Below are 25725 nucleotides of genomic sequence, written 5' to 3' on the forward strand. Positions count from 1 at the left end.
CGTCGATCCATTTTCGAGTCAGGACAGTCGGCGGACCAGCTCCACCCGCGAGGTGATGCCGAGTTTCGCGTAGATGTGGCCGAGGTGGTACTCGATGGTCTTGACCGACAGGAACAGGGCGGCGGCGACCTCCCGGTTGCTGTGTCCTTCCGCTACCGCCAGGGCGATCTGGTTCTCCTGGGCGGTCAGCTCGGCGGTGTGCCCGGCGCGCCGGCTGGTGCCCACGCCGGTGGCGCGCAGCTCGTGGCGGGTCCGGTCCTGCCACGGGCCGGCGTGCAGCGTCTCGAAGGCGTCCAGCGCCGCCTGGAGGTGGTCCCTGGCGGGCCGGCGGCGGCGGGTGCGACGCAGGTGCACCCCGTACGCCAGGTGCATCCTGGCCTGGGCGAACGGATCCGTCAGTTTCTCGTGCAGCCGCAACGCCTCGAGATGGTATTCGTCGGCGTCGGCCGGGGCGGCCAGGATGGCGGTGCAGCGCATCGCGACGGCCCGTCCCCAGTTCGACGGGGCGTCCCTGAGCCAGTCGTGCAGTTCGGCGGCGGCCGACTCGGCGCCGGGCCGGTCACCGGCGGCCAGGAGCGCGTCGACCAGGTCGGGGTGGTGCTGCAGGACGGTGGGCTCCCGGACGCCGATCGTCGTGAGATGGCGGGCGGTCCGCTGCAGGCGCCCGGCAGCGTCCCGGGCTGTTCCGTCGCTGAGGTCGGCCATGCCGGCAGCCAGATCAGCGTACGGCGCAACGAGTTCCGCCCCGAGGTCGTGCAGCAGGTGCCGGATCTCCCCGACGGCGTTGGCGCATTCGCGGCGGTTTCCGCGAGCGGCGTCGATGCGCGCCATCGTGCTGATCGCGTACGCGGTGGGCAGCCGGATGTGCAGCTCTCGGCCGATCGCGGTGGCCTGGGAGGCCGTCACGTACGCCTCGTTCCAGCGGCCGGTACGCAGCTGGAGTTCGCTGGCGACGCCGAGCAGCAGCGGCATCCGTTCCAGGGCGCCGGCCGCCCGGACCCGGTCGGTGGCGTAGGCGAGCAACGCCCGGGCGCTGTCGTGGTCCTCCAGCCACATCAGCGACATCGCCGCGAACGAGAACACCTCGGTGCCGACGTCGATCGGGTCGGCGGTGGCCAGGAACTCCCGGCAGGAAGCCAGGGCCTCCCGCGCCTGCTCGGACCGCCCGGCCAGCATCCGAGCCTGAGCCTGCAGGACGGCGGCGGCGCCGGCGACCGGGCCGCCAAGCGCGGCCGTGGCCGCGCGTGCCCGGTCGGCGGTGCGCTGCGCCAGGATCACCTCGCCGCCCATGCAGGCGGCACCCGTGGCCGCGATGAGCAACGTGGCGGCCTGTGCGGGTGCCTGCGTGGCCAGCTGGGTTGCCGCCGCGACGAACTGGTCATGAAGTTGGCGCGGCGGCTGCCGGACGAGCGCCAGCTGCCCGCGCAGCTGGTCGATTTCCATGAGTACGGCGGGGTCGTCGGTGGCGGCCGCGGCCCGGTCGAGGAGTTCGTCGGCGGGGTCGCCCTCGCCCGCGAGAACTCTGGCCGCCGCCGCCGCGGTGAGCAGCCGGGCAGCGTCCGCCACCCGCGGTGCCACGGCGGCGGCACGTTCGTACGCGCTCGCCGCCGCCGACAGACTCCCCCGCTGCTGGCTCTCCCGCGCGATGTCCGCGAGGGCGGCGGAGGCCGCGGCGTCCCGCGTCGAGGCGGCCGCGGCCAGGTGCCAGGCGCGTTGGCCACGATGGACGAAGTCGGTCTCCGGGGCCAGTGCCTGGGCGAGCGCGCGATGCGCGGCGCACCGCGCCGCCGGTGCCGTGTCGTGGTACGCCACCGAACGCAGCAGCGGGTGACGGAACCGCAGCCGGCCTTCCCTCCGGACGAGGACGGCGGCCCCCTCGGCCAGCGCTACGGCATCCTCTCCACAGCCCAGGTGCCGCAGCGCCGATACCACGACGGCGAGCTCGTCGGTGAAGCTGGCCGCGGCGACGGTGACCGCCAGCCGGGCCTCGTCGGCCAGCGCGTTGAGGGTGTTCCGGTAGCTCGCGGCGAGCCGTTCACCGACCGGCAGCGGCGTCAGGTCCGCGAGGTCGCCCACGCTGTTCGCGTACCGGCAGATCTCCGTCACTGCCAACGGGTTCCCGGCGGTCTGGTGCCACAGCCGGTCGGTGACGTGGTCGGGGACCTCCGCGCCCAGCAGGTGCCGGGCCAGCACCGCCACCTGCCCGCGATCCAGTCCCTGCACCGTGAGCGTGTCCAGGCCGGCATCGTGGAAGATGCTTCGCGCGCCGGTACGGACGGCGAAGACCATCGCGATCCGTTCGGCTCGCAGTCGGCGGGCCGCGAACAGCAGGGCGGCGGCGCTGACCCCGTCGATCCAGTGGGCGTCGTCGACGAGTACGAGCAGCGGCTCCAGTTCGGCGGCCTCGGCGAGCAACGTGAGGGTGGCGGCGCCGATCGTGAGGCGGTCGACGACCTCCGGCGCGGCTATCCCCAGTACGCCGCGGGCCGCGTCCCGGTATCGATCCGGCAGCCGGTCGAGCAGGTGCCGGAGGGGGTACACGATCTCGCTGAGCCCGGAGTGCGCCAGTTCCGCTTCGGCCTGCACCCCCGTGCACCGCAGGACCCGCAGGCGTCCCGCGGAGCGGCTTGCCAGGTCGTCGAGCAGCGTCGTCTTACCGACCCCGGGCTCTCCCAGGAGCAGCAGTGCCGCGCTCGGGCCGGTGACCGCCCGGTCCACCAACTGCTCCACCACGGTGATCTCGTCTCCGCGAACCACCAGCTCGTCGCCCATCGGGCTCATCTCCACGCGCACTAGGGATCTCCCTGATCCAACGACGCCGACGCCGTCACAGACTGTTATTCATCCACTACAACGAGGAAGGAACAGTGCCGTGGCTACCCTGATCGAGAAGAAGCTGTGGCGCGGGCTGGATCAGCTCGAACCCGCGTCCCGGCTGGGCGGCATCTATGCCGACAAGCCCGGGTATCACAACACCCGCGACCGGTTGAAGGCCCGGCGGCTCTGGCGGGACTATTCGATCCGACTCCCCCGCGACCGCCGGGGGCCGGGCGACGAGGCCGCCGCCATCGACTGGACCTTCCCCGACGCCCAGGACGGCCGGTACGCCACCATCGCGAAATACAGCAAGCGGCTGCTCGACGCCGGTCGCCTGCGGGACCCCCGCACCTACGCGATGCGCGAGTTCTACGGCAACACCGACTGGGATCACAGCGTCGAGGGCTGGGACTTCGTCCGGTCCCGGGCGGCCAGCTCCGACCGGTCGCACCTGTGGCACATCCACATCAGCGTGCGCCGGGCCTTCGTCAACGATGAACGGGCGATCGAGGCGGTGCTGTCCATCCTGCGCGCGGAGTCGCTGACGACGTGGCAACAGCGGTGGGGCGGACGGCCACGGCCCCGGCCGACGACCCACCGGGTCGCCGCGGGCGAGACGTTGGGCGCCATCGCGCGCCGGTACAAGACCACGGTCAACACGTTGTGCCGGTTGAACGCCATCACCGATCCGGACCACATCCGCCAGGGCCAGGTGCTGAAGCTCGCCTGAGGCGACGACGCGGCCGAACGGCCCATACCACGTACGGGAGATGACACACCATGCCCCGATCGAAGCGCGACGCCCGCGACGCGACGGCATCCGCCGCCGGCAACCCGCAGCTGAGCGGCAACGTGCCGCAGCAGACCTACAGCGGCCAGAACATCATCGAGCTCCGCCTGCCGACGTCGTGGTTCATCGCCACCGCCGCCGGTGCCGGTGCCGAGAAGAAGGAAGAGCAGTCATGAGGGATCCGAACTGGGACACCGCCGATCCGCCCAGCGAACCGCACCAACCGCTGGTGGTCGAACTACGGATCACCGAGCCGGCCGCCGCCCACCGGTTCGAGGGGCCGTGGAACGGAGTGACCGTGACGCTGGCCGGCACCGCCCAGGTGGTCGCGGGCACCGGCTCGATCGAGCGTGTCGACGTACGCTTCGGCGACGCTGACCCGGTAACCGCGACCGGCACGACGTCATGGTCCGCGTCGACGCTGTGGACCACCGCCGGCGCCGTGCGGGTCACCGTCCAGGCGATCGTCGCCGGCAGGGTCTACCGGGAGCGGACGCTGGACATCACGACCGCGTTGCGGCAGCGACCGGCCGGACCGGACAAGCCGCCACCGGACACCGACCCGCCGTCGGTGGCGGTGCTGACGCCGATCCGCGACTCGACTCTGGTGGCCGCCGACGGCCGTGTGCCGGTCTCGATCACCGGCACCTCCGCCGACGCCGGACAGGGTGTGGCGGCGGTCGAGGTCACCGTGGATGGCACGCCGGTGAAGGTCCGGCAGGTGGACGGGTCGTGGAACCGGTGGGCCGCCGATGCCACGCTCGCCGGTCTCGGCCGGCATGTCATCGTGGCGCGCGCCGTGGACGCCGCCCAGCTCAGCCAGGAGGACACCGTCCACGTCGACACCGTCGCCGCTGCGGTGCGCCCGCCGGTGATGGAGCGGCTGTTCCTGGTGGAGAAGTGCCGGCTTTCCATCCTCGCCGGTGCGCACGGGCGCGGCCGGCCGTGCAAGGTGCTGCCCCTCGGGCCGGGCGACAAGGTCAAGGTGGTGGTCAAGAGCTTCCGGCGCAGCAGCGAGTCCAGCGTGGCGTCGTCGAGCATCCTCGACTCGCACACCGAGGAGAGTCAGGCCGACTTCGAGAACACGCTGACCGCGGAGCAGTCGAACAAGCACGCGGTGCAGGAGAACTCCAGCTGGAACATCGAGGCGAAGATCGGCGCCCAGTGGGGGTTCGCCAGCGCCAGCGTCAGCGGCGGAGCCACCGCGGCGACCAACGCCTCGCGCGAGGAACTGGCCAAGAACATCACCACCGCCGTGCAGAAACACGCGGCGAAGGCGTCGGCCAAACGTGAGCAGGAGGTCAAGACCACTCGCGAGATGAAGCGGGAAGAGAGCGAGGAGTTCAGCAGTGAGAGCCAGATCGAGAACATCAACGTCAGCCGTACGATGAACGTGGTCTTCTACGAGACCCTGCAGGAGTGCCACACCGTGTTGTCCCTCGTCGACGTGCGGGTCGGTTACCTGCGCGGCGACACGGTCAAGGCAGACGACGGGGAGACCGTCGCCTTCACCTACCGCGAGGCGACGTTGTCGCAGCTCGACGGCCTGCTGCGGACGGTCCTGAAGGAGGAGCACCGGGAGGAGGTGCGCCGGACCATCGTGGAGATCCTCGCCAACGTCTTCGACTACCAGGACGAGCCGCACCGGATGGTGGAGGAGCGCACCCTCGTGGACGCGTCCGGTGCCCCGCTACCGAACGGCAGCTACCTGCGGGTGCCCAGAAACAAGATTTCCACGTACGTCGACCCGGCCACCGGCAGCCAGTTCGTGGTTCCCGGCGTCATTCTCGCCGCGGCCAAGACGGTCACCCGTTTCGACGGTCTGATGTGCGAGGCGCTGCTCGGCACCGGTGAGGCCCTCGACAGCTACTCCGCCGGATTGCAGGAAGAGGCCTTGGAGGCGCGCCGGCTGGACAACGAACGTCAGCGCGTGGCGCTGGCCAGGGACCAGCTCGCGGTCGACGTGGTGACCCGCACCGACGCCGCGGCGGCGGCGGTGTTCACGGACGTCTACCCGGCGCCGGAGACCGAGAGCCTGGCGTTGGTCACCAGCTCGGCCGCCGCCGACCCGAAGGACGTCCGATGACTCGGCGGGACGCGTCGCAGGCAGCACCGGCCCTGCTGACCGACCGGGCGCTGGACGGCACCGACGCCGCGCTGCTCGGCCCGGCGGCGGGCCGGCGGCCGCTACCCGGCCGGCCGCCCGAGCCGTCCGCCTACTTCGACGCGAACGCCGGCCGGTGGGTGCCGTTCCCCGTCAACAGCTACGAGGCGGGCGCCCGGGCCAGCGAGCAGGAGATGGGATTCCATCGGTTCCCCGCCTCGGCCGGGTGGGTCTTCCTCACCGGACCGAGCGGCAGTTCCCCGCAGGGGCACCGGTGGAACGAACGCGGCTTCGACGGGGTCGCCGTCCCCCTCGACGGGCCGTTCGAGCTGCGCATCCCCGAGGAGAAGTCGTCGCCCGGTGTCGTGAAGGAGGCCACCGCGATCGACAAGAACTGGCAGATCAACATCGAGCGCCTGCGGGACCGCCTGAGCCAGCCCTGGTTCGACCGCGCGCCGCGCATCGCCGAGGCGCGCGCGGCCGTGGACGCGGCGGCCCGCAACGCCCGCAACGGACTGCCGCCGCCGGCGAACGTGGTGCGGGAGGTTCTGCATTTCGGGGATCCCGCCCCCGTCAGCCGCGCACTGCGCGAGCGGGGCATCGTCGGCCGGGCGCCGAGGGCGTTGACCGCACCGCCCACCGTCGGTGGCGCCGCCCTGGGCGTGGCGGCGTTCCTCGTGCCGGCCGTCAGCGAGCAGTTGGCGCAGTGGAGGTGGGCCGAGACGGGCCGGGAAGCGGTCGCCCGAGTCGCCGCGGAGCAGGCCGACTACCGCCGGGAGCATCCCGACCAGGGTGTTCTGGTAGCGCTGAGGTGTGCGCAGCTGAAAGTAGCCGTACCGGTGCCGCTGCCGCCGCGGGTACGGTCGGTGGAGATCGAAAAGCGGTTCCGGACCGAACGCGAGGCAATCGTCGGGTACGAAAGCCAGGCGCGCGTCCTGCGAGCCGACCCGAACGCCACGGACTTCTGGTACTTCGTGGAGTACCACTGGATCCCGCCGCTGGCACAGGAAAGCGGGTAGCGCCCGCCTCGGGCGTCAGGCGGGGATCACCTCGTGCAGGCAGAGGATGTTGCCGTCGGGGTCCTCGAACCAGGCGGCCTTCTCGGAGCCCAGCACACAGACGTGGTCCACGGTCTTGAGCCCGGGCAGATCGTAGTCGGCGAACACCGCGCCCCGGCTTTCCAGGTCCTTGATCGACGCCACGATGTCGGAGACCTCGAAGCTCATCGCCGTGTGCTCGGCCTGGGCGCCGGCCGGCTTCTCCATCAGGGCCAGCGTCGCACCGGAGCCGATGTCGAACAGCAGGTTGCCGTCCGCCGCCTTGCCGCGGAAGGGAAGTCCGAGGACGTCGCTGTAGAAGGTCTGGGCCACGTCGGGCCGGGTGACGGGCAGGATCACGGTGACAGCGACGGCGGCAAGAGACATGGCGGTCAGCTTTCTGCACAGGTGGTCCACCGACCCTGTCACGCCTCGCGTACGGTGCGCAATCACTTGCGTCAACAATCCGCCAGACGCGGGCGAATCACCCGCCTCGGTGACCACGGCGCTCGACGGCCGGACCGGCGCCGGTCCGGCCGTCGAGCGAGCCGGCAGTCAGCCGACCAGAGTTGCCCGATCCGCGTGCGCGGTCGCCCGTCCACGGCTGAGCGCTACCGCCGCGAGCGCGCACAGCAGCGAGGCGCAGGCCGCTACCGCGATCATGTGGTGGGGGCCGAAGCTGAAGTACCAGACCGGCTTGAGCGGTGCGTGCAGGACGTACACGCGGCCGTTCGGCTCGTCGAGGTGGCTCAGCAGCAGCCGGGTGTTCGCGGCGAAGGCGACCACCGGCAGCGCGGCGGCGGCCAGACCCGCCCCGGTCAGGAGGGTGATCACCGCACGGCGCGGGGACGACAGATTCCGCATACGGTACGAGACACCGGCGGCCAGCAGCCATCCGAGGAGGGTGCCGACGATCGCCCCAGCCACGGTCAACGGCAGGTAGGCGCTGCTCCGCGCGGCGAAGATCAACGTCTTGACGACGACGCCGTCCGCACTGCGGCATTCGTCGACCTGCAGAACGAGGCCGTTGGTGCGCTCGGCGACGTACTCGCCGGTGCAGCCGATATCTGTGGCCACGGCCGGCTTGCTGGAGCGTATCTCCCATCCCTGCTTGGTGACCCGCGCCAGGGCCTGCTCCATGGTCCAGCCGGGCGTGGTGATCGCGCCGGTGGCGCCTCCGACGATCTCGGCCGTCGAGGACGACAGCACCGGGCCGGCGGTCAGCTTGTTCGGCGCTCCTTCGAGCTCTCCGGCGATGACGTCCGAGAGCCGGTCCACCTCAGCTGTCGACGGCAAGGCGGTGAAGGTGCGCTCACCCAGCCACGACCCGGCCGCCGCCCCGAACGCGCCGAACGCCAGCGTCGCGAGCACCGCGGCCAGCAGAGCCGCCGGTCGTCCGCTCGGCAACCGGAACCGTTGGCGCAGGCCGCCGAGAAGCAGGTCCTTCATCTCGGCGCGGTGCGGGCGTTGACGACCCGGCTCGGTCGTCTCCATCAGAGTGGTGAGGATCTCGGCGCCGTGCTGCCGCCGGTAGTGGCCGGGGTAGGCCAGCAGCAGCCGGCGGTACCAGCTCTCGAGGGACGTGTTCGACGTGGACCAGGAAGCCGGGGTCATGCGGCCGCCTCCACCATGGCGCTGAACGACATGCCCGGAGCCAGCCGGCGCCGCAGTTGCGTCTCGGCCGCCGCGGCGTTCCGCCGCAGCCGAGCGCTCTGCTCGGTGAGTGCCGCGGCGCCGCCGTCGGTGAGCCGGTAGTAGCGCCGCAACCGCCCCTCGACTTCCTCGGTGCGTTCAATCTCGATGAGGCCCTGCTCGGCAAGGCGGTCAAGGGCGCCGTAGAGCGTTCCGGCGCGCAGTCGAACGTCACCGTCCGACAGGTCGGCCACGGCCCGGATGAGCCCGTAACCGTGCAACGGCTCCGCGGCCAGCGCGGTGAGGATCAGAAAAGTCGGCTCTTGCATGATCGACAACCTACGCCCGCCGATACATATCGTCAACCGTACTATGGTGCGGTCGGCCTCACAGGGCGTAGTGCTGCCAAGGGAACCGGCGCGGGAGGTCGGGGTCGTCCCGCAGGAAACCCTCGAAGGCTCGGACGACTTCCTCGCTGTTCGTGACTTCCGCCCGGTAGTGCTCGTCGGGCGTACCGTCCTGGCGCTCGAGCGCATACCAGCCGGGCCGTGTGCCCGCCCGTTCTCCGTATCCGACCTGGACGTACCAATCGTCGGACCGGATGAGCACGGCGAAGAAGTCGTCCCCGGACAGCCGCGTCACCACTCTGCGGACGAGATCGGGATCCGGATCGCGATACGACGAACCTCCTGCTGATGTGAGCTCGAACCGCCAAGGCCTGCCACATGGCGTTCGCAGCTGCTCCAGCTGCGGGTCGTAACAGTGCAGTTGGTGCTCATCGGCCAGGTTGGCCGCCCACGCCGAGACATCGGCGGATCGGCTCCACACCATCGGGAAGTACACCAGCGGCCCGCGCGCCGATTCCATCAGCGATCCGGTCGACCAAGGACTGTCGCCGCCGGCATCCGTGTCGATGTCCGGGAACCGCTCCAGCAGAGCCGTCACGTATGCGGCTACGCGCGCGGTGGGCGTGACAGGTTCGTCCGATTCGAGGTATCGGTGGCGCAGACGCTCAAACTCGGTCGCAGCGGCGAGGTCGCTCTCCGGCCGCTCGCCTTCCCAGACGGCTAGGTCGTATGACATGGCGGGATTCTCACCTACGCTGGCAAATTCGTTCGCGCGGGAGGCCGTCGAAATCGATGACGAAGAGTACGGAAGCCTCTCCACCGACTGGAAGCCTGAGGCCGTAGCCCGCGCCAGGGCCGAGAAGGTTACGGCCGGGCGTCGACGCTGCGGTGCTTCGCTCTCCGATTTACACCAAGCCCTAACGTGGCGATCATTCCCGCATATCCCCAGAAGATCACGTTCGCGATCGCGGACACCGGCTCCGAGACCGAGGTGCCGCGCCAAGCCTCGTCGAACGCTTGCGCCCAGGTGTCGCCGTGGCCGGTCGTCCACGGCAGCGGCAGTCCCAGGCTGATGATCCACACCGTCTCGCAACAGGTCTGCGACACGGGGGTGAAAGCGCTGACGAGCAGCCCGATCACAGCGACCGCCGTGCCAGCGATCCAGTGCTTACGGCTCGGGGGCAGCCGTTGCCTCACCCGCGCCAGCACGATCACCCCACCGATGATCACTACTCCAGCGCAAAGCAGCACGTTCCACCGCGCCGCGTACTCGAAAGCGCTCCTGGTGCCCAAATACAAGCCGAGGAAGACGCTGCCGCAGCCGATCACCACCCGCACCGCGATGAGCAAGATCCGTCGCCATACCGGGAGCCCGTTGCTGTGGGCAGCCGACTGGTCGTGCTGCGTGGCCTCACTCATCCACCGATTGTCACCTGATCTGCGGCTTCGCTCCGGCAGTACCAGGGCAAGTCCTCATGGCGCACTTCGGCCTCGGCGAACACCTCGCGGAGCCATCGCACCGACATCCGGGCCACTACCCTGATCGTCATGCCCCTGCTGGGTCCCGGTGATCTCCTCCCCCGCAGACCCCGGCGGGTGCTGGTTGCCGGCACCTCCGGCTCCGGGAAGACGACCCTCGCCTCGCGGATCGCCGCCTCGCTGCGGGTCCCGCATGTGGAGCTCGACAGCCTCTACCATGGGCCGTCCTGGACGAAACGCCCCTCCTTTGAGGAAGACGTACGGCTGTTCAGCGCAGCGCCCTCCTGGGTGACCGAGTGGCAGTACCGGGCGGTCCGCGCACACCTCGCCGACCTCGCCGACCTGCTGGTGTGGCTGGACCTGCCGAGGAAGACCGTCATGCGCCAGTTGATCCGGCGTACCCTCGTCCGCCGTCTGCGACGCCAACAGCTCTGGAACGGCAATGTCGAACCGCCGCTGCGCACCGTGCTCACCGACCCGGAGCACATCGTGCGATGGGCGTGGAACACCCATTCCCGGACAGCGGTGCGTATCGAACAGCTCGTGGCTAGGCGTCCGGAACTCTCCATCGTCCGCCTGTCCGGCCACGCAGCCGCGGAGCGCTGGCTGCGGGGACCGCTCCAGCAGACCGAGCGCGGCTGACGAAGACCCGACGATCGCGCCGGGGCCCACTCCTGCGGCCAACTCGACGCGTCCGCGGCGGCGGATTTGTCGTACCCGAGCCGTAGTGTGCCGGCATGACGACGGATCGCCTCTACTTCTTCTCCGGCTCGGCCGACATGCCCCCTGGGCGAGGGGTTCACGAGCGGGTCGCTGACACGGCCCGCTTATGCCGCTCTGGCCGGTGAGCGGCACTGGCGACGGATGCTGTCGAACTTCTGGCCCGCGGAAATCACGCTGGGCGCGCGCACCTATCGCACGGTCGAGCACGCGTTCCAGGCGGCGAAGATCGCGCTGGTGGATCCGGAAGTGGCCGAGCGGTTCTCGTTGGAGAGCGGCACAGAGCTGGCCCGCGGCGATGGCTTGGCGGCGCGCAGACACCGCAAGCTCGTGGTGCTGGACGACGCCCAGTTGCGCCGGTGGGACGAGCGCAAGAGTGCGGTGATGCGCGACGCGATGTACGCCAAGTTCAGCCGGCACGACCCCCTACGCGCGGTGCTGTTGGCGACCGGGACGGCGGAGCTGTGGCACGGCACCGGTCGCGGCCAGCCGCCCACCCGTATTCACGACCTGGAGTCGATCCGCGAGGCGCTACACGGCGATCCGACCTAGGTGACTAGTCGGGCTGCCGCAACGGTGGTGTCGGTCAGATCGCGCGCATCCGGTTGTTGCGGGCGTCGTGTGTGACCTCGGCCAGTCCCAGCTTCTCGAGCAGTGGCGGCAGGTAGTGGCCGAAGCGGCCGCGGTAGCCCTTGCGCAGGCCGTACCATCCGCCGACCGGGTTGTCCGCGGCGCGGGCCCAGGCCTCGACCGTGCCGTCGGCGGCGGGTTTCTGTTCGTCGGCACCGCCGAGCGGCATCCAGTCGCCGTGTGCCACGAGCATGGCGTGCAGGTCCTCGACGGCGCGCAGGTGGTATCTCAGCTGGGTGGCGCCGACCTGGCAGACCAGCGCGGGCGGGTCGGCCCGCTCGTCGCGCCACATCAGATACTCACCCTTGCCGGGCGGGGTCCTCAGCTGCCAAGGATCCTCGGCCGAGCCGCCATCAGTCATCGTCCGCCCCCTCGCGTCCCGCCCATCATGCCGTTGCGGCCGGCGCCGATCCGCGATTCCGCCGCCTGCCCCACGATCGGTGGACGGCGCGAGCGACGACCTGGAAGCCAGCCCTCATCCCAGGCCGGTGACGCCCGATGATGTCGTCGACGTTGGTGCGGCGAACACGCCGGCGGTCGCCGCGACCGGTCCCGGGGAGCCCTTCCATGAGCCCGGGTACGCAGTGGCGATCAGCTCGGGGCGTTCGGCTCGTCGAGGAGGCGCCGGAGTTCGGCGACGTCCTTGACCCGCTCGGCCCGGGTCGGCGCGAGCGGGGACACCAGCAGGGTGGTGACCCCGGCCGCGGCGAACTCGGCCACCCGGTTGCGGAGCTCGCCGGCCGGGGCGACCAACGCGGTGTCCCGGATCAGGTCGTCGGGCACGGCGGCGGCCGCTTCGGCCCGGCGGCCGCTGAGGAAAAGCTCCTGGATACGCTCGGCCTCTCCCGGATAGCCGTAGCGGCGGACGAGGTCGTTCGAGAAGTTCCGGCCGCGGGCTCCCATCCCGCCGATGTAGAGCGCGAGCTGCGCGCGGTGGCGTTCGAGCAGGGCCGGCGTGGGTTCGGCCACGGCGAACGGGACGGGGACCATCACGTCGAGCGGGCCCAACTCGGGGGAACGCCGTGCTAGGCCCTCGGCGAGTGGCTCGCCGAAGACCTTGGCAGCGGCGCGTGGGGCGAGGAAGAGTGCCTGCCAGCCCTCGGCGATCTCGGCGGCCAGGGCGACGTTGCGCGGACCCATCGCGGCCAGCAGAATCGGGATGCGGTCCCGCACCGGCCGGTTGATCAGCTTGAGCGGCTTACCGAGGCCGGTCCCCTGCTCCGTTGGCAACGGAATCCGGTATTTCTCTCCCTCGAAGACCAGCGTTTCCCGACGCCAGACGCGTCGGCAGATCTCCACCACCTCCCGGGTACGGGCGAGCGGCGCGTCGTAGGCGACCCCGTGGAAGCCCTCGACGACCTGCGGGCCGGAGGCGCCCAGGCCGAGCGAGAAACGGCCGCCGGAGACGTAGTCGATGCCGGCCGCGGTCATGGCGGTGAGCGTCGGGGTGCGGGTGTAGAGCTGCATGACCCCGGAGGCGAGGGTCATCCGCCTGGTCCGGGCCGCGAGGTAGCCGAGCTGGCTGACCGCGTCGAAACTGTACGCCTCCGGCACGACGACGATCTCCGCGCCGGCGGCCTCGTACTCGACGACCTCCTCGACGGCGGCGGCGAAGCCCTCGCCGCTGTAGCCGAGCTGGATTCCCAGGCGCATGCCGGGCTCAGAGGTCCGTGTCGTGGACGATCACCTGTCGGATCACGTCGCCACGGCCGAGCGAGTCGAGAGCGTCGTCGAGCTGGTCGAGCTGCAGCCGGTGGCTCACCATTCCCTCGATGTCGAGCCGGCCGGCGCGCCAGAGGGCGAGGAGGCGGTCGAAGTCGCGCGGCGGGTCGGCGGAGCCGTACAGCGACGGGATGATGCGCTTGCCTTCGAACAGCAGCTCGAACGGGGTGAACTCGACCTGGTGCTCGGCGCTTCCGGCGCCGACGACGACCACGGTGCCGCCCCGGCGTGCCGCGCTCCACGCGGTTCGCAAGGTCTGCGGCACGGCCACGACGTCGAACGCGTAATCGAAGCCCTCGCCTCCGGTGAGCTCGACGGACAGGTCACTGAGCTGGTCCGGGGTGACCGCGTGGGTCGCGCCGAACCGCCGTGCCACGTCGTGCTTGGCCGGCACGGTGTCGGCCGCGACGATCAGGGCCGCGCCGGCGAGCCGGGCGCCCTGGATGGCCGCGATGCCCACGCCACCGCAGCCGATGATCACCACCGTGTCTCCCGGGCGGACGGCGGCCGTGTTGACGACCGCGCCCACCCCGGTCATCACCCCGCAGCCGACCAGGGCTGCCACCTCGTACGGAACATCCGAAGCGATCTTCACGGCGCCCGAGCGGGGCACGACGATCTCACTCGCGAACGCGCCGCAGCCGGCCATCGCGAAGGCCGGGGTGTCGCCGACCATGAAGCGCGGCGCGGCGTATCCGGCCATCACGTGGGTCATGCACAGGTGTGGCTCGCCGCGGCGGCAGTAGGAACAGGTGCCGCAGGCCGGTAGCCAGTTCACGGTCACCCGGTCACCGGGCGCCAGGTCCTCGATCCCCACGCCGACCTCGACCACGTCGCCGGCCGCCTCGTGCCCGAGCACCGCCGGCACCGGCTGGGGCAGGCGCCCGTCGCGGGCCGACAGGTCGGAGTGGCAGACGCCCGCCGCCCGTACCCGGATCCGCACTTCGCCGGGGCCGGGCCCGAGCACGGTCACGTCGTCGCGGATGTCGAACTTCTCGTCGCCGATCCCGTGGAGAACAGCCGCCCGCATCACGCCTCCTGGAGAAAAGTAGAACGCGTTCTACGCTAACGGGCGACACCCGACCGAGCAAGCGATTGGGCAACCGCGACCCATGGTCGCCATAATGACCCAGGTGACGACCTCCAAGAAGGCCGCGCTGCCCTCGGAGCGCCGCGCGCATCTGATCCAGCTCGCCGGCGACCTCTTCGCCGAAAAGGGCTTCCGGGCCACCACGGTCCGCGAGATCGCCGACGCGGCCGGCATCCTCTCCGGCAGCCTCTACCACCACTTCGACTCCAAGGAGTCGATCGGCGACGAGATCCTGAGCGCGTTCCTCGACGACGTGCTCGTCGGCTACCGCGCCGCGGTGAGCGAGACCGACGACCCGCGTGCCGCGATCGAGTCGATCGTCCGCTCCAGCGCCGCGACGCTGAATCGGCACCGGGCCGCCCTCGCCATGCTGGAGAACGACTGGAGCTATTTCAGCGGCCAGCCGCGGTTCGCATACCTGCGCAAGGCGATGAAGGAGATCGAGAAGACCTGGGTGCGGCAGCTCGAGCGGGGCAAGGAGACCGGGCAGTTCCGCGCCGACCTGGACGCCCGCCTGACCTATCGGCTGCTGCGCGACATCCTCTGGATTCCCACCTTCTGGCGGCAGGGACAGGGATCGGGCTGGAACAGCGACCAGATCGCCGACGGCCTCCTACGCCTGCTCTTCGACGGAATCACCACGCACCCCTAAGCATCGAAAGTGATCACCACCGATCGCGTCCCTCCCTGTTACGCTACCAAGCAAGCGTTTGGTTGTGACCTGAGGAGGTCCGGTGGGGCGCCTGGACGGCAAGGTGGCACTCATCACCGGCGGCGCGCGGGGCATGGGCAAGTCCCATGCCCGGCACTTCGCCGCCGAGGGCGCGCGGGTGGTGATCGGCGATGTGCTCGACGAGCGGGGGCGGGCCGTCGCCGACGGGCTCGGCGCGCAGACGTGCAGGTTCGTGCACCACGACGTGACCAGCGAGGCCGACTGGGCCACCGCGGTGAACACCACAGTGGAAGCGTTCGGCCGGCTCGACGTCCTGGTCAACAACGCCGGCATCTTCCGGCACGCGCCGATCGGCGAGATGCCGCCGGACGAGCTCCGGCGGGTGATCGAGGTCAACCTGGTGGGTTGCTGGCTGGGCGTCCATCACGTCGTGGCGCCGATGACCGCGGCCGGCGGCGGGTCGATCGTCAACGTCTCGTCGATCGAGGGCCTGGTCGGTGCGGCCGGCCTGTCGGCATACAGCGCCAGCAAGTTCGGCGTACGCGGAATCACCAAGTCGGCGGCGCAGGAGCTCGGGCCGCTCGGCATCCGGGTCAACTCGGTGCATCCCGGCGGGGTGATGACCGCGATGGCGGTGGCCGCGGGCGAAAGCATGACCGGGGTCGAGCCGGGAGACTTTCTCAAGTCCCTGCCGATCGCCCGCTTCGCCGAGTCGATCGAGATTTCCCGTCTGGTCGCGTTCCTCGCGTCGGACGAGTCCTCCTACAGCACGGGTGCCGAGTTCGTCGCGGACGGCGGCCTCCTCAGCGGACCGGGGTACTGACTTGACAGTTCTCCCCGCCCTAAAGGACGGGGATTCCCTGGGTCGCCCCAGGGGGTTCCTGCTTCGCCGACGACCGCCCCGTCCGGACGTCCGTCCGTTGGGGTCTTATACCGCCTCCACAGGCAATCACGGAGAGCCCCTCCGCGAGGATGTTGCGGGCCGCGTTGACGTCGCGGTCGTGGATGGTGCCGCACCGGCAGGTCCATGTCCGTACGGTCAGCGGCATCCGCTCAGCGAGGGCACCACAGGTCGAGCACAGCTTGGACGACGGGAACCAGCGGTCCACAACCACGAGGTTGCGGCCGCGCCAGCCGGCCTTGTACTCGAGCATGGTGCGGAACTGCCGCCAGGCCGCGTCGCTGATGGCGCGGGCCAGGCTGTGGTTCTTGACCATGTTGCGTACGGTCAGATCCTCGATCACGATCGTTTGGTTCTCACGAACGAGCCGAGTGGTCAGTTTGTGCAGGTGATCCCTGCGACGGTCGGTGATCCGGGCGTGCACGCGGGCAACCTTGAGCCGAGCCTTGGCCCGGTTCGCGGAGCCCTTCTCCTTCTTCGCCATGTTCCGCTGGGCGTGGGCGAGCGCGGCCCGGTCGCGGCGCTCGTGCTTCGGGTTGGTGACCTTCTCCCCGGTGGACAGCGCGAGCAGGCTGCCCAGGTCGGCATCGATGCCGACCACACCCGTGGCCGGGGCCGACCCGATCCGATCGTCGCAGAGCAGCGAGACGAACCAGCGGCCCGCCGCGTCCTGGGACACGGTCACCATGGACGGTGCCGCACCGTCGGGCAGCGGCCTCGACCACACGATGTCGAGCGGCGCATCCATCTTGGCGAGGGTGAGCCGTCCGTCGCGCCAGCGGAACGCGCTGGTGGTGTGCTCCGCCGAGCGGCGCGAACGCTTCTTGCTCTTGAAGATCGGGTACTCGGCCCGCTTGGCGAAGAAGTTGGTGTACGCGACTTGCAGGTGCCGCAGCGCCTGCTGCAGCGGTACGGAGGAGACCTCGTTGAGGAACGCCAACTCCTCGGTCTTCTTCCACGCCGTGAGCATCGCGCTGGTGGCGTGGTAGTTGACCCGTTCCTGGCGCAGCGTCCATGCCTCGGTTCGGGCAGCGAGGGCCATGTTGTAGACCAGCCGGACGCAGCCGAACGTGCGGGCAAGCTCGGCGGCTTGCTCCGGGGTCGGGTAGAAGCGGTATTTGAACGCCCGCTTCACGGCCCTGGACATGGCTCACAAGGTAGCAATCTTGTTAGTGAACGTTACGGCGCCGCGTGGGCAGACACCCCTCCGCCTTGGCGGCGGATCGGCTTTCCCTGCCCTGCTCCGCAGGGGTTCCGTTTCCTCGCCAACCTGAAGGCCGGAGTATCCACGGAAGGGATCCAATGACCGACGAACTCTCGCTGTCCGGCCGCGTCGCCGTCGTCACCGGCGCGGGCAACGGTCTCGGCGCGACCGAGGCCGCCGCGCTCGCCGCGGCGGGCGCCCGGCTGGTGCTCAACGACCTGCCCGGCGCGGCCCTCGACGGGGTGGCCGAGAAGATCCGGGCGGCCGGCGGCGAGGCGGTGGTCTGCCCCGGCGACGTCGCCGAGTGGTCGACCGGCCAGGCCCTGGTGCGCCAGGCCGTCGAGTCGTTCGGCGGGCTGGACATCCTGGTCAACAACGCCGGCGTGCTCCGCGACCGCATGGTCTTCTCGATGTCCGAGCAGGAGTGGGACGCGGTGATTCGGGTGCACCTGCGCGGGCACTTCGTCACCACCCGGTTCGCCACGGCCTACTGGCGGGAGCGCAGCAAGGCGACCGGCGGCCCGGTGTACGCCCGGATCGTCAACACGTCGTCCGAGGCGTTCCTGCTCGGCTCGGCCGGCCAGCCCAACTACGCGGCCGCCAAGGGTGGCATCGTGGCGCTGACCGTGGCCACCGCGCGCGGCTGTGGCCGGTACGGCGTACGCGCCAATGCCATCTGCCCGCGCGCCCGCACCGCAATGACCGGCGACCTGATGGGCCCGGCGCCGCAGGGTCCGGACCCGATGGCCCCGGAGCGGGTCGCGCCGCTGGTGACGGTCCTGGCCGGACCGGCCGGCGCGCGCATCACCGGCGAGGTCTTCGTGGTGCACAGCGATGTGGTGGCGGTGCTCGGGCCGCCCACGGTCCGGGCGACGTTCCACGCCGCGGACGGGCAGTGGTCGGCGGCCGAACTGGACGCCGCGCTGGCACCGATGTTCGCCGACTATCCGCCGGAGCCGGGTTTCGTCTGCGAGGAGACGCTGCCGCTGGCGCCGGGCACCTTCGGCGAGACCGACTCGTGAACCAGCGCGCCGCGGTGCGGATGCCGGCCGAGCAGGTGGCGGCCCTGCTGGCCGCCGGGCGCAAGCTTCAGCTGGCCACGATCAATCCGGACGGTACGCCGCATCTGGTCACCATGTTCTACGGGATGCGCGACGCCCAGATCGCCTTCTGGACCTACCGCGACTCGCAGAAGGCCCGCAACCTGACGCGCGATCCCCGCCTGACCTGCCTGGTCGAGGACGGCGACGACTACTTCGAGCTGCGCGGCGTGCAGGTGACCGGCGTGGTGCGGCAAATCGACGACCTGGCCGGGGTGACGGAGATCGGCCGGCTGGTCGCGGCCCGGATGCCCGGCGGGCCGAGCGGCCCACCGGGCGAAACAGCGATTCTCGAGGGGTACGTGGCGCGCGCGGCCACCAAGCGCGTGGCCTATCTGGTCGAGCCCCGCCGGACGGTCAGCTGGGACCACCGGCGGCTGCTCACATGAGTTCGTCGGTGGTGGGCAGCAGCACGGTCTTCACCTCGGTGTAGGCCTCGATGCTGCCCCGGCCGCCCTCGCGTCCCAGCCCGGACTGACCGAAGCCGCCGAAGGCCACGTGCGGCTCCAGCTGGTAGCCGTTGATTCCCACCGTGCCGGCCCGGACCGCGCGGGCCAACCGCATGGCCCGCTTGACGTCCTTGGTCCAGACGGAGGCGGCCAGCCCGTACGAGGTGTCGTTGGCCAGCCGGATCGCCTCGTCCTCCTCGGTGAACGGCACCACGGCCAGCACCGGCCCGAAGATCTCCTCCTGCGCGATGACGGCGTCGTTGGTGACGTCGGCGAAGACGGTCGGGTTCACGAAGTTGCCGGCCGCGAGCTCGCCGTTGGGCCGGTCACCTCCGCAGACCAGCCGCGCGCCATCCTGCTGGCCGCGCTCGATGTAACCGAGGACGCGCTGCAGCTGACGCTCGTTGATCATCGGCGCGGCGGTGGTCTCCGGGTCGAACGGATCACCGTAGTTGGTCAGGCCGGCCATGCCCTCGGCGACGGCGAGGAACTCGTCGTAGACGTCGCGGTGGACCAGCGCCCGGCTGTGCGCCACACACGCCTGACCGGACAGGCCCAGCGTCACCGTGCCCATCGTGAGGGCCGCGGCCGAGTACACCTCGGTGTCGGGGAAGACGATCGACGGGCTCTTGCCGCCGAGTTCGAGGCTGACCCGCTTCGTCCCGTCCGCCGCGGCGGCCAGCACCCGGCGGCCGATGGTCCGGCTGCCGGTGAAGGTGATCTTGTCGATCAGCGGGTGGTTGATCAGCGCGTCGCCGGTCGGCTCGCCGGGGCCGGTCACCACGTTGAGCACACCGGTCGGCAGGCCGGCCTCCTCGATCAGCCGGACCAGCCGCAGCACCGCGAACGTCGCGTACTCCGACGGCTTGAGCACCACCGTGCAGCCGACGGCCAGGGCCGGCGCGAGCTTCTGCGCGGCCAGCAGCAGCGGCGCGTTCCACGGAATCACGGCGGCGACCACCCCGACCGGCTCCCGCATGGTCATCACCAGGTGCTCGCCACCCTGGTACGCCGGAAGCGTCTCGCCACCCAGCTTGTCGATCCATCCGGCGTGATGGTCGAAGACGTCGGCCACACACTCGGTCGACATCGCGTACGCCTGACCGAAGGTGAGCGGCATGCTGTTGTCCAGCGCCAGGAGGGTGTCCAGCTCGTGGCTGTGCGTGCGGATCAGATCGGCGGTCCGGCGCAGGACCCGGATCCGTTCCTTGGCCCGGGAGCGGGACCAGGGTCCCTCGTCGAACGCGCGGCGGGCGCTGCGCACGGCGGCGTCGACGTCGGCGGTCGCGGCCACCGCGAACTCGCCGACGTGCTCCCCCGTGGCCGGGTGCAGGTGGGTCCACGTGCGACCGTCGGCCGCCGGGCGCCACGTCCCGTCGATGAGCAGCTCGCCGGCGGTCAGGCCGACCTCGTCCCGTCTCGACTTGATCGAGAGAACCATGAGACACCTCCGGCAGACAGGGATTGAAACACGTTCTACTTCTGCGGAGGGTACGCCGCGACCCGCTGGTCGGCTAGATAGGCGGGCCATTCGCCGCCACCGTGCACGGCCAGGGTCGCCCCGCTCACATAGCCGGCCAGCGGCGAGGCGAGTAGCAGGCAGGCGTCGGCGACCTCGGCCGGCAGCGCGGGCCGGCCCAGCGGCACGGTGCGCGCCACCGCTTGCGGATCCACCCGCGGTCCCGCCGAGTCGGTGGCCACCGGCCCGACCACCAGGCTGTTCACCCGCACCTTCGGCGCCCATTCCACGGCCAGGCTGGTGGCCAGATGGTGCAGCCCCGCCTTGGCCGCGCCGTACGCGGCGGCGCCGGGCGACGGGCGTGCCCCACTGACGCTGCCCACCATGAGAATGAGCCCACCGGCCGGCTGCTCCCGCATGACCGCGTATGCCGCCTGGGAAACGTGCAGCGGCGCGATCAGGTTGAGCTCGACGATCTTCGCGTGCAGGCGGGGCGAGGCGGAGTCGGCCGGGGCGGGCGGCGCTCCCCCGGCGTTGTTCACCAGCACGTCGAGCCTGCCGAACCGCTCGACGGCCGCGGCGACGAGGGCGGCGGCCTGCTCGGGGTCGCGCACATCGGCCCGCACGAACTCAGCCACCGCCCCACCCGCCCGCGGCAAGCCATCCGCCGCCCCGGATGCCCCCGACAAGCCACCCGCGACCCCGGACACCCCCGACAAGCCACCCGCCGCCCCGGACGCCCCCGACAAGCCACCCGCGGCGCCATCGGGCCGCGGCGAACGGCCCGCAGTCTCATCCGCCCGCGGCGAACCGTTCGCAGCCCCATCCGCCCGCGGCGAACCGCCCGCCAGCGCGCCGCCAGCGTCGGGCGCCCGCGGAAGCTCGGCCGGGTCGTGGCGGCCGCAGACCAGCACCCGGGCGCCGGCGGTCAGGAAGGCGGCGGCGATCGCGGCGCCGATGCCCCGCGTCCCACCGGTGACGATCACGCCGCGGCCGGCGAGGTTCAGGGGGTCCATCCGTCGAGCGTAGACCACCAAGCAAGCGCTAGGTTAGGCTGCCGAGGTGGGCGTACACCTGAGATCCGGCGCCGTTACCGAGGTGACCATCGATTTTCCGCCGGTGAACGCGTTGCCGTCGGCCGGCTGGCTGCAGCTCGCCGAGGCCCTTACCGCGGCCGGCGCCGACGCGGACACTCGCGTGGTGGTGCTGGCGGCCGAGGGGCGGGGCTTCTGCGCCGGGGTGGACATCAAGGAAATGCAGCGGACACCGGGGCATGAGGCCCTGCTGGCCGCCAACCGTGGCTGCGCCGCGGCGTTCGCCGCGGTCTACGAGTGCCCGGTGCCGGTGATCGCCGCGGTGCACGGCTTCTGCCTCGGCGGCGGGATCGGGCTGGCCGGCAACGCCGATCTGATCGTCGCGGCCGAGGACGCCGTCTTCGGTCTGCCCGAGGTGGACCGGGGCGCGCTCGGGGCGGCCACCCATCTCTCTCGCCTGGTGCCGGCCCCGCTGATGCGGACGATGGTCTACACCTGCCGGACGGTGTCCGCCCACGACCTGCACCGCTTCGGCACGGTGCTCTCGGTGGTGCCCACGACCGAGCTGCGCAAGGCGGCTCGCGAGGTGGCCGAGGAGATCGCCGCCAAGGATCCGGTGGTGATCCGGCGGGCCAAGGAGTCCCTCAACGGCATCGATCCGATCGACGTCAAGCGGTCCTACCGCTTCGAGCAGGGTTTCACCTTCGAGCTGAACCTGAGCGGCGCCGGCGACCACGCCCGGCAGCGCTTCGTCGAGGGGCGGTGAGGCGTGGGCACGGTGATGTCGGTCGCGGAGGTGGTCGGCGAGCTGTGCTCCGGGATGACGATCGGGATCGGCGGCTGGGGGTCGCGGCGCAAGCCGATGGCCCTGGTCCGCGCGATCACCCGGGCGGGCCTGACCGACCTGACCGTGGTCAGCTTCGGCGGGCCGGACGTCGGGCTGCTGATCGCGGAGGGCTGCGTGCGCCGGGTCGTCACCGGCTTCGTCTCGCTGGACAGCATCCCGCTGGAGCCGCACTTCCGGCGGGCGCGGCAGGAGGGCACGGTGGCGCTTACCGAGCTCGACGAGGGAATGCTCTACTGGGGACTGCTGGCCGCCGCGAACCGGCTGCCGTTCCTGCCGACGCGGGCCGGGCTGGGCTCCGACGTGATGCGCTTCGGTCCCGAGCTGCGGACCGTCCGCTCACCGTACCCGGATTGTGAGGAATTGATCGCCGTGCCGGCGCTGCCGCTGGATGCCGCGCTGATCCACCTGAACCGGGCCGACGACCACGGCAACGGCCGGTATCTCGGGCCGGATCCCTACTTCGACGATCTGTTCTGCCTGGCCGCGCGGCGCCGCTACCTGTCCTGCGAGCGCCTGGTGGGCACGACCGAGCTGGTGGACGGCGGGCCGCCGCAGGGTCTGCTGGTCAACCGGATGATGGTGGACGGCGTGGTGCCCACCCCGAACGGCGCGCACTTCACCAGCTGCGTGCCCGACTACGGCCGGGACGAGGCGTTCCAGCGGGAGTACGCGGCCGCCGCGGCCAGCCGGCCGGATTGGGACAGGTTCCGGAAGACCTATCTGGACGGCGACGAGGCCGACTATCAGAAGGCGGTGCGGGCCCGATGAGTGAGCCGACGCGCGCGGAGGTCTGCGTGGTCGCGTGCGCGGAGGCCTGGCGTGGCGACGGCGCGATCCTCGCCGGTCCGATGGCGCTCATCCCCCGGCTCGGCGCGCGGCTGGCGCAGCTCACCTTCTCCCCCGAGCTTGTCCTGAGCGACGGTGAGGCGACCCTCGTGCGCGGCGACACCGTGGAGGGCTGGCTGCCCTACCGGGCGGTGTTCCAGGTGGTGGCGTCGGGCAGGCGGCACGCGATGATGGGTGCGAGCCAGCTCGACCGCTACGGCAATCAGAACATCTCCTGCATCGGCGACTGGGCCCGCCCGTCCGCCCAGCTTCTCGGCGTGCGAGGGGCGCCCGGCAACACGATCAACCACGTCGTGAGCTACTGGGTGCCGCGGCACTCGCCACGGACCTTCGTGTCGAGCGTCGACATGGTGAGCGGCGTCGGCTACGACCGGGCGGCCACGCTCGGCGCGCCGGGCAACCGGTTCCACGAGATCCGTACGGTGGTCACCGATCTCGCGGTTCTGGACTTCGCCACTCCGGACAGGTCGATGCGGTTGCGCTCGGTGCATCCCGGCGTGACCACGGACGAGGTCGTCCGGGCCACCGGCTTTCCGCTGGCCGTCGCGGCCGAGGTGTCGCAGACCCGGTCGCCCACCCCGGACGAGCTCACGCTGATCCGGGACCGTCTGGACCCGCGGGGGTTGCGGGAGAAGGAGCTCCCATGAGGACGCGCCTGACCGACCTGCTCGGCTGCCGGCACCCGATCGTGCAGACCGGCATGGGGTTCGTGTCCGGGGCCCCGCTGGTCGCCGCCACCTCGGGCGCCGGCGGGTTCGGCATCATCGCCTCGGCCGCGATGAGCCTCGACGAGCTGCGGGCGACCATCCGCGAGGTGCGGCGGCGCACCGACGCGCCGTTCGGGGTGAACGTCCGCGCCGACCTCCCCGACGCCGTGGAGCGGATCGACCTGCTGGTCCGCGAGCGGGTGCGGCTGGCGTCCTTCGCCCTCGCGCCCCAACGCGACCTCCTCCGCCGGTGCGCCGACGGGGGCGTGCTGACGATGCCCTCGGTCGGCGCCCTCCGGCACGCCGAGAAGGTGACCGGCTGGGGGGTCGACGCGGTGCTGGTGCAGGGCGGCGAGGGCGGCGGGCACACCGGGCCGGTGCCCACCACCCTGCTGCTTCCCCAGGTGGTCGACGCCGTCGAGGTGCCCGTGGTCGCGGCCGGCGGCTTCTTCGACGGTCGGGGGCTGGTGGCCGCGCTGGCGTACGGCGCGGCCGGCATCGCCATGGGCACCCGGTTCCTGCTCACCTCGGACAGCCCGGTCGGCGCGGCGGTCAAGCGCCACTATCTGGAGGCCTCGGTCACCGACACGGTGGTCACCACCCGGGTCGACGGGGTGCCGCACCGGGTGCTGCGCACGCCGTTCGTCGAGGCTCTCGAACACTCCGGGCGGGTCGCCGGCCTCGTCCGGTCGATCCGCCACGCCGGCGCGTTCCGCCGACAGACCGGGCTGTCCTGGCCCGCGATGCTGCGGACGGCGCGGGCCTCTCGACGCGGCCGCGAGCTGACCTGGGCGCAGACCGTCATGTCGGCGAACACCCCGGCGCTGCTGCGGACGTCGATGGCGCGGGGCCGGCCCGAGTCCGGGGTGATGCCGGCCGGTCAGGTGACCGGGCTCATCCACGACCTGCCGTCCTGTGCCGAACTCATCGACCGGATCATGAAGGAGGCGGACGACCGGCTTGCGGCGCTCAGCACCGCTCGATGATGGTGACGTTGGCTTGGCCGCCGCCCTCGCACATGGTCAGCAGCCCGTAGCGCCCGTCGGTGCGCTCCAGCTCGTGCAGCAGGGAGGTGAGCAGCCGGGCACCGGTGCCGCCGAGCGGATGGCCCAGCGCGATCGCGCCGCCGTTGACGTTGACCCGCTCGGGGTCGGCGCCCGTCTCCGCCAGCCAGGCCAGCACCACCGCGGCGAACGCCTCGTTGACCTCGAACAGGTCGATGTCGGCGACCGTCAGACCGGCGCGGCGCAGCGCGTGGTTCGTGGCCTCGAACGGTGCGGTGAGCATCAGGATGGGGTCGCCACCCCGGGCGGACAGGTGACGGATCCGGGCGCGGGGGCGCAGCCCGTGCCTGTGCACCGCGGCGGTGGAGGCGACGAGCAGGGCGGCGGCGCCGTCGGCGAGCTGGCTGGAGGTGGCCGCCGTGGTGACGCCGTCGGGACGCAGCGGCTCGAGCGCGGCCATCCGCGCGGCCGAGGTGTCCCGGCGCGGGCCTTCGTCGGTGTCGCACGCCCCCAGCGGCGCGATCTCAGCGTGGAACCGCTCCTCGTCGATCGCGCGGATCGCCCGCCGATGGCTGCCCAGCGCGTATTCCTCGAGGTCGGCGCGGCTCAGGCCCCACTTGGCGGCGATCTCGTCGGCGCTGCGGAACTGAGAGATCTCCTGGTCGCCGTAGCGGGCGGCCCAGCCGGCCGAGCCGGCGAAGGGCCCGTGCGGGGCCATGGCGCTGCCGATCGGCACCTGGCTCATGCTCTGCAGGCCACCGGCGACCACCAGGTCGGCCGTGCCGCTCAGCACCGCCTGCGCGGCGAAGTGCACCGCCTGCTGGGCGGAGCCGCACTGCCGGTCGACCGTCACTCCGGGCACGTGCTCGGGCAGGCCCGCAGCGAGCCAGCTGGTGCGGGCGATGTCGCCGGACTGGGGGCCGAGCGTGTCCACACAACCGAAGATCACGTCGTCGACGGCGCCCGGGTCGACCCCGGTGCGTCCCACCAGCGCGGCGATCACGTGACCGCCCAGATCCGCGGGGTGCACCGCCGCCAGCGCGCCGCCTCGGCGACCGACGGGGGTGCGGACAGCACCGACCAGAAACGCCTCCATGGTTGACGCCCTCCGCCGCATCGTCTCTACTAGAACT

The 25725-nt window shown here is 71.3% G+C and carries 27 protein-coding genes and 1 pseudogene; 14 read left to right on the forward strand and 14 right to left on the reverse strand.

Annotated features, from left to right (window positions below; genetic code table 11):
* Positions 1–18: 18 nt before the first annotated feature.
* A complete protein-coding gene (locus tag AB0M36_RS24285; RefSeq protein WP_364161185.1) occupies positions 19–2793 on the reverse strand; it encodes a LuxR C-terminal-related transcriptional regulator in 2775 nt (924 codons plus the stop codon).
* Between the two features lie 79 nt (positions 2794–2872).
* Between AB0M36_RS24285 and AB0M36_RS24290 the strand changes: the two genes are divergently transcribed.
* The 4 genes from AB0M36_RS24290 to AB0M36_RS24305 are packed head-to-tail and all read left to right on the forward strand — an operon-like array spanning position 2873 to position 6730.
* Positions 2873–3547, forward strand: coding sequence for a LysM domain-containing protein (locus AB0M36_RS24290; protein WP_364161187.1), 675 nt, complete (start codon positions 2873–2875; stop codon positions 3545–3547).
* A gap of 50 nt (positions 3548–3597) precedes the next feature.
* Positions 3598–3783 (forward strand): hypothetical protein, encoded by a 186-nt coding sequence (locus tag AB0M36_RS24295; RefSeq protein ID WP_364161189.1) that lies wholly within the window; start codon positions 3598–3600, stop codon positions 3781–3783.
* Positions 3780–5693, forward strand: coding sequence for a hypothetical protein (locus tag AB0M36_RS24300; RefSeq protein ID WP_364161191.1), 1914 nt, complete (start codon positions 3780–3782; stop codon positions 5691–5693). The genes AB0M36_RS24295 and AB0M36_RS24300 overlap by 4 nt, the downstream gene beginning before the upstream one ends.
* Positions 5690–6730 (forward strand): hypothetical protein, encoded by a 1041-nt coding sequence (locus AB0M36_RS24305; protein WP_364161193.1) that lies wholly within the window; start codon positions 5690–5692, stop codon positions 6728–6730. The genes AB0M36_RS24300 and AB0M36_RS24305 overlap by 4 nt, the downstream gene beginning before the upstream one ends.
* 15 nt (positions 6731–6745) lie before the next feature.
* Here AB0M36_RS24305 and AB0M36_RS24310 read toward each other — a convergent pair whose 3' ends face one another.
* The 5 genes from AB0M36_RS24310 to AB0M36_RS24330 all read right to left on the reverse strand — a co-directional run bounded on the left by AB0M36_RS24310 (position 6746) and on the right by AB0M36_RS24330 (position 10077).
* The gene (locus AB0M36_RS24310) at positions 6746–7135 is read right to left on the reverse strand and encodes a VOC family protein (RefSeq protein WP_364161195.1); all 390 of its coding nucleotides are present in this window, start codon (positions 7133–7135) and stop codon (positions 6746–6748) included.
* A 168-nt stretch (positions 7136–7303) separates the two neighbouring features.
* Positions 7304–8362 (reverse strand): hypothetical protein, encoded by a 1059-nt coding sequence (locus AB0M36_RS24315; protein ID WP_364161197.1) that lies wholly within the window; start codon positions 8360–8362, stop codon positions 7304–7306.
* Complete coding sequence (locus AB0M36_RS24320; RefSeq protein WP_364161199.1) at positions 8359–8709, reverse strand: PadR family transcriptional regulator; 351 nt, start codon at positions 8707–8709, stop codon at positions 8359–8361. The genes AB0M36_RS24315 and AB0M36_RS24320 overlap by 4 nt, the downstream gene beginning before the upstream one ends.
* A gap of 58 nt (positions 8710–8767) precedes the next feature.
* Positions 8768–9463, reverse strand: coding sequence for a hypothetical protein (locus AB0M36_RS24325; protein WP_364161201.1), 696 nt, complete (start codon positions 9461–9463; stop codon positions 8768–8770).
* 128 nt (positions 9464–9591) lie between these two features.
* Complete coding sequence (locus AB0M36_RS24330; protein WP_364161203.1) at positions 9592–10077, reverse strand: hypothetical protein; 486 nt, start codon at positions 10075–10077, stop codon at positions 9592–9594.
* A gap of 198 nt (positions 10078–10275) precedes the next feature.
* Here AB0M36_RS24330 and AB0M36_RS24335 point away from each other — a divergent pair, with 198 nt between their 5' ends.
* Positions 10276–10848, forward strand: coding sequence for an AAA family ATPase (locus AB0M36_RS24335; protein WP_364161205.1), 573 nt, complete (start codon positions 10276–10278; stop codon positions 10846–10848).
* A gap of 222 nt (positions 10849–11070) precedes the next feature.
* Positions 11071–11478, forward strand: coding sequence for an NADAR family protein (locus AB0M36_RS24340; RefSeq protein WP_364161207.1), 408 nt, complete (start codon positions 11071–11073; stop codon positions 11476–11478).
* 34 nt (positions 11479–11512) lie between these two features.
* Here AB0M36_RS24340 and AB0M36_RS24345 read toward each other — a convergent pair whose 3' ends face one another.
* The 3 genes from AB0M36_RS24345 to AB0M36_RS24355 all read right to left on the reverse strand — a co-directional run bounded on the left by AB0M36_RS24345 (position 11513) and on the right by AB0M36_RS24355 (position 14308).
* Positions 11513–11917 carry a DUF6855 family protein gene (locus tag AB0M36_RS24345; RefSeq protein ID WP_364161209.1) on the reverse strand — a complete coding sequence of 135 codons (405 nt, stop codon included), beginning with the start codon at positions 11915–11917 and terminating at the stop codon, positions 11513–11515.
* A 230-nt stretch (positions 11918–12147) separates the two neighbouring features.
* Entirely contained in the window at positions 12148–13209 is a 1062-nt protein-coding gene (locus tag AB0M36_RS24350) for an LLM class F420-dependent oxidoreductase (RefSeq protein WP_364161211.1), read from the reverse strand.
* A gap of 7 nt (positions 13210–13216) precedes the next feature.
* Positions 13217–14308: a Zn-dependent alcohol dehydrogenase gene (locus AB0M36_RS24355; RefSeq protein ID WP_364161213.1), complete on the reverse strand. Its 1092-nt coding sequence runs from the start codon at positions 14306–14308 to the stop codon at positions 13217–13219.
* Between the two features lie 103 nt (positions 14309–14411).
* Between AB0M36_RS24355 and AB0M36_RS24360 the strand changes: the two genes are divergently transcribed.
* Entirely contained in the window at positions 14412–15020 is a 609-nt protein-coding gene (locus tag AB0M36_RS24360; RefSeq protein WP_364161215.1) for a TetR/AcrR family transcriptional regulator, read from the forward strand.
* Between the two features lie 82 nt (positions 15021–15102).
* Positions 15103–15864 (forward strand): glucose 1-dehydrogenase, encoded by a 762-nt coding sequence (locus AB0M36_RS24365; protein ID WP_364161217.1) that lies wholly within the window; start codon positions 15103–15105, stop codon positions 15862–15864.
* A 19-nt stretch (positions 15865–15883) separates the two neighbouring features.
* Here the strand turns inward: AB0M36_RS24365 and AB0M36_RS24370 are convergent, their stop codons facing one another.
* Positions 15884–17089, reverse strand: a complete 1206-nt coding sequence (locus AB0M36_RS24370) for an RNA-guided endonuclease TnpB family protein (protein WP_364161219.1) — start codon at positions 17087–17089, stop codon at positions 15884–15886.
* 155 nt (positions 17090–17244) lie between these two features.
* Here AB0M36_RS24370 and AB0M36_RS24375 point away from each other — a divergent pair, with 155 nt between their 5' ends.
* Positions 17245–18168 (forward strand): SDR family NAD(P)-dependent oxidoreductase, encoded by a 924-nt coding sequence (locus tag AB0M36_RS24375; protein WP_364161221.1) that lies wholly within the window; start codon positions 17245–17247, stop codon positions 18166–18168.
* Entirely contained in the window at positions 18165–18635 is a 471-nt protein-coding gene (locus AB0M36_RS24380) for a pyridoxamine 5'-phosphate oxidase family protein (protein ID WP_364161223.1), read from the forward strand. Before AB0M36_RS24375 ends, AB0M36_RS24380 begins: the two co-directional genes overlap by 4 nt.
* Here AB0M36_RS24380 and AB0M36_RS24385 read toward each other — a convergent pair.
* The 3 genes and pseudogenes from AB0M36_RS24385 to AB0M36_RS24395 form a co-directional block, all read right to left on the reverse strand.
* On the reverse strand, positions 18628–20136 hold the full coding sequence (locus tag AB0M36_RS24385; protein WP_364161225.1) for an aldehyde dehydrogenase family protein: 1509 nt from the start codon (positions 20134–20136) through the stop codon (positions 18628–18630). The two genes, AB0M36_RS24380 and AB0M36_RS24385, sit on opposite strands and share 8 nt — an antisense overlap.
* A 35-nt stretch (positions 20137–20171) precedes the next feature.
* Positions 20172–21068 (reverse strand): SDR family oxidoreductase, encoded by an 897-nt coding sequence (locus tag AB0M36_RS24390; RefSeq protein WP_364161588.1) that lies wholly within the window; start codon positions 21066–21068, stop codon positions 20172–20174.
* Positions 21057–21170, reverse strand: a pseudogene (locus AB0M36_RS24395) (short-chain dehydrogenase); the annotation flags it as partial. The gene AB0M36_RS24390 and the pseudogene AB0M36_RS24395, both read right to left, overlap by 12 nt.
* Before the next feature lie 46 nt (positions 21171–21216).
* Here AB0M36_RS24395 and AB0M36_RS24400 point away from each other — a divergent pair.
* Genes AB0M36_RS24400 through AB0M36_RS24415 form a run of 4 tightly spaced genes read left to right on the forward strand, consistent with a single transcriptional unit; the run spans position 21217 to position 24574 of the window.
* Positions 21217–21954 (forward strand): enoyl-CoA hydratase family protein, encoded by a 738-nt coding sequence (locus AB0M36_RS24400; RefSeq protein ID WP_364161227.1) that lies wholly within the window; start codon positions 21217–21219, stop codon positions 21952–21954.
* Between the two features lie 15 nt (positions 21955–21969).
* Positions 21970–22803, forward strand: a complete 834-nt coding sequence (locus tag AB0M36_RS24405) for a CoA-transferase (protein ID WP_364161591.1) — start codon at positions 21970–21972, stop codon at positions 22801–22803.
* Positions 22800–23528 carry a CoA-transferase gene (locus AB0M36_RS24410; RefSeq protein WP_364161229.1) on the forward strand — a complete coding sequence of 243 codons (729 nt, stop codon included), beginning with the start codon at positions 22800–22802 and terminating at the stop codon, positions 23526–23528. Before AB0M36_RS24405 ends, AB0M36_RS24410 begins: the two co-directional genes overlap by 4 nt.
* Positions 23525–24574, forward strand: coding sequence for a nitronate monooxygenase (locus tag AB0M36_RS24415; RefSeq protein ID WP_364161231.1), 1050 nt, complete (start codon positions 23525–23527; stop codon positions 24572–24574). Before AB0M36_RS24410 ends, AB0M36_RS24415 begins: the two co-directional genes overlap by 4 nt.
* On the opposite strand, the gene AB0M36_RS24420 is transcribed toward AB0M36_RS24415, so the two are convergent.
* Positions 24558–25688: an acetyl-CoA C-acetyltransferase gene (locus tag AB0M36_RS24420; RefSeq protein WP_364161233.1), complete on the reverse strand. Its 1131-nt coding sequence runs from the start codon at positions 25686–25688 to the stop codon at positions 24558–24560. The genes AB0M36_RS24415 and AB0M36_RS24420 overlap by 17 nt on opposite strands.
* Between the last annotated feature and the right edge of the window lie 37 nt (positions 25689–25725).

Source organism: Actinoplanes sp. NPDC051346 (assembly GCF_040682215.1).
Classification (GTDB): domain Bacteria; phylum Actinomycetota; class Actinomycetes; order Mycobacteriales; family Micromonosporaceae; genus Actinoplanes.

Bases quoted from the DNA above. Each gene is read 5' to 3' on its own strand.
- AB0M36_RS24295 (WP_364161189.1), top strand. From the start codon at position 3,598: ATGCCCCGATCGAAGCGCGACGCCCGCGACGCGACGGCATCCGCCGCC.
- AB0M36_RS24300 (WP_364161191.1), top strand. From the start codon at position 3,780: ATGAGGGATCCGAACTGGGACACCGCCGATCCGCCCAGCGAACCGCAC.
- AB0M36_RS24305 (WP_364161193.1), top strand. From the start codon at position 5,690: ATGACTCGGCGGGACGCGTCGCAGGCAGCACCGGCCCTGCTGACCGAC.
- AB0M36_RS24310 (WP_364161195.1), bottom strand. From the start codon at position 7,135: ATGTCTCTTGCCGCCGTCGCTGTCACCGTGATCCTGCCCGTCACCCGG.
- AB0M36_RS24315 (WP_364161197.1), bottom strand. From the start codon at position 8,362: ATGACCCCGGCTTCCTGGTCCACGTCGAACACGTCCCTCGAGAGCTGG.
- AB0M36_RS24320 (WP_364161199.1), bottom strand. From the start codon at position 8,709: ATGCAAGAGCCGACTTTTCTGATCCTCACCGCGCTGGCCGCGGAGCCG.
- AB0M36_RS24325 (WP_364161201.1), bottom strand. From the start codon at position 9,463: ATGTCATACGACCTAGCCGTCTGGGAAGGCGAGCGGCCGGAGAGCGAC.
- AB0M36_RS24335 (WP_364161205.1), top strand. From the start codon at position 10,276: ATGCCCCTGCTGGGTCCCGGTGATCTCCTCCCCCGCAGACCCCGGCGG.
- AB0M36_RS24340 (WP_364161207.1), top strand. From the start codon at position 11,071: ATGCTGTCGAACTTCTGGCCCGCGGAAATCACGCTGGGCGCGCGCACC.
- AB0M36_RS24345 (WP_364161209.1), bottom strand. From the start codon at position 11,917: ATGACTGATGGCGGCTCGGCCGAGGATCCTTGGCAGCTGAGGACCCCG.
- AB0M36_RS24350 (WP_364161211.1), bottom strand. From the start codon at position 13,209: ATGCGCCTGGGAATCCAGCTCGGCTACAGCGGCGAGGGCTTCGCCGCC.
- AB0M36_RS24355 (WP_364161213.1), bottom strand. From the start codon at position 14,308: ATGCGGGCGGCTGTTCTCCACGGGATCGGCGACGAGAAGTTCGACATC.
- AB0M36_RS24370 (WP_364161219.1), bottom strand. From the start codon at position 17,089: ATGTCCAGGGCCGTGAAGCGGGCGTTCAAATACCGCTTCTACCCGACC.
- AB0M36_RS24375 (WP_364161221.1), top strand. From the start codon at position 17,245: ATGACCGACGAACTCTCGCTGTCCGGCCGCGTCGCCGTCGTCACCGGC.
- AB0M36_RS24385 (WP_364161225.1), bottom strand. From the start codon at position 20,136: ATGGTTCTCTCGATCAAGTCGAGACGGGACGAGGTCGGCCTGACCGCC.
- AB0M36_RS24405 (WP_364161591.1), top strand. From the start codon at position 21,970: ATGTCGGTCGCGGAGGTGGTCGGCGAGCTGTGCTCCGGGATGACGATC.
- AB0M36_RS24410 (WP_364161229.1), top strand. From the start codon at position 22,800: ATGAGTGAGCCGACGCGCGCGGAGGTCTGCGTGGTCGCGTGCGCGGAG.
- AB0M36_RS24415 (WP_364161231.1), top strand. From the start codon at position 23,525: ATGAGGACGCGCCTGACCGACCTGCTCGGCTGCCGGCACCCGATCGTG.
- AB0M36_RS24420 (WP_364161233.1), bottom strand. From the start codon at position 25,688: ATGGAGGCGTTTCTGGTCGGTGCTGTCCGCACCCCCGTCGGTCGCCGA.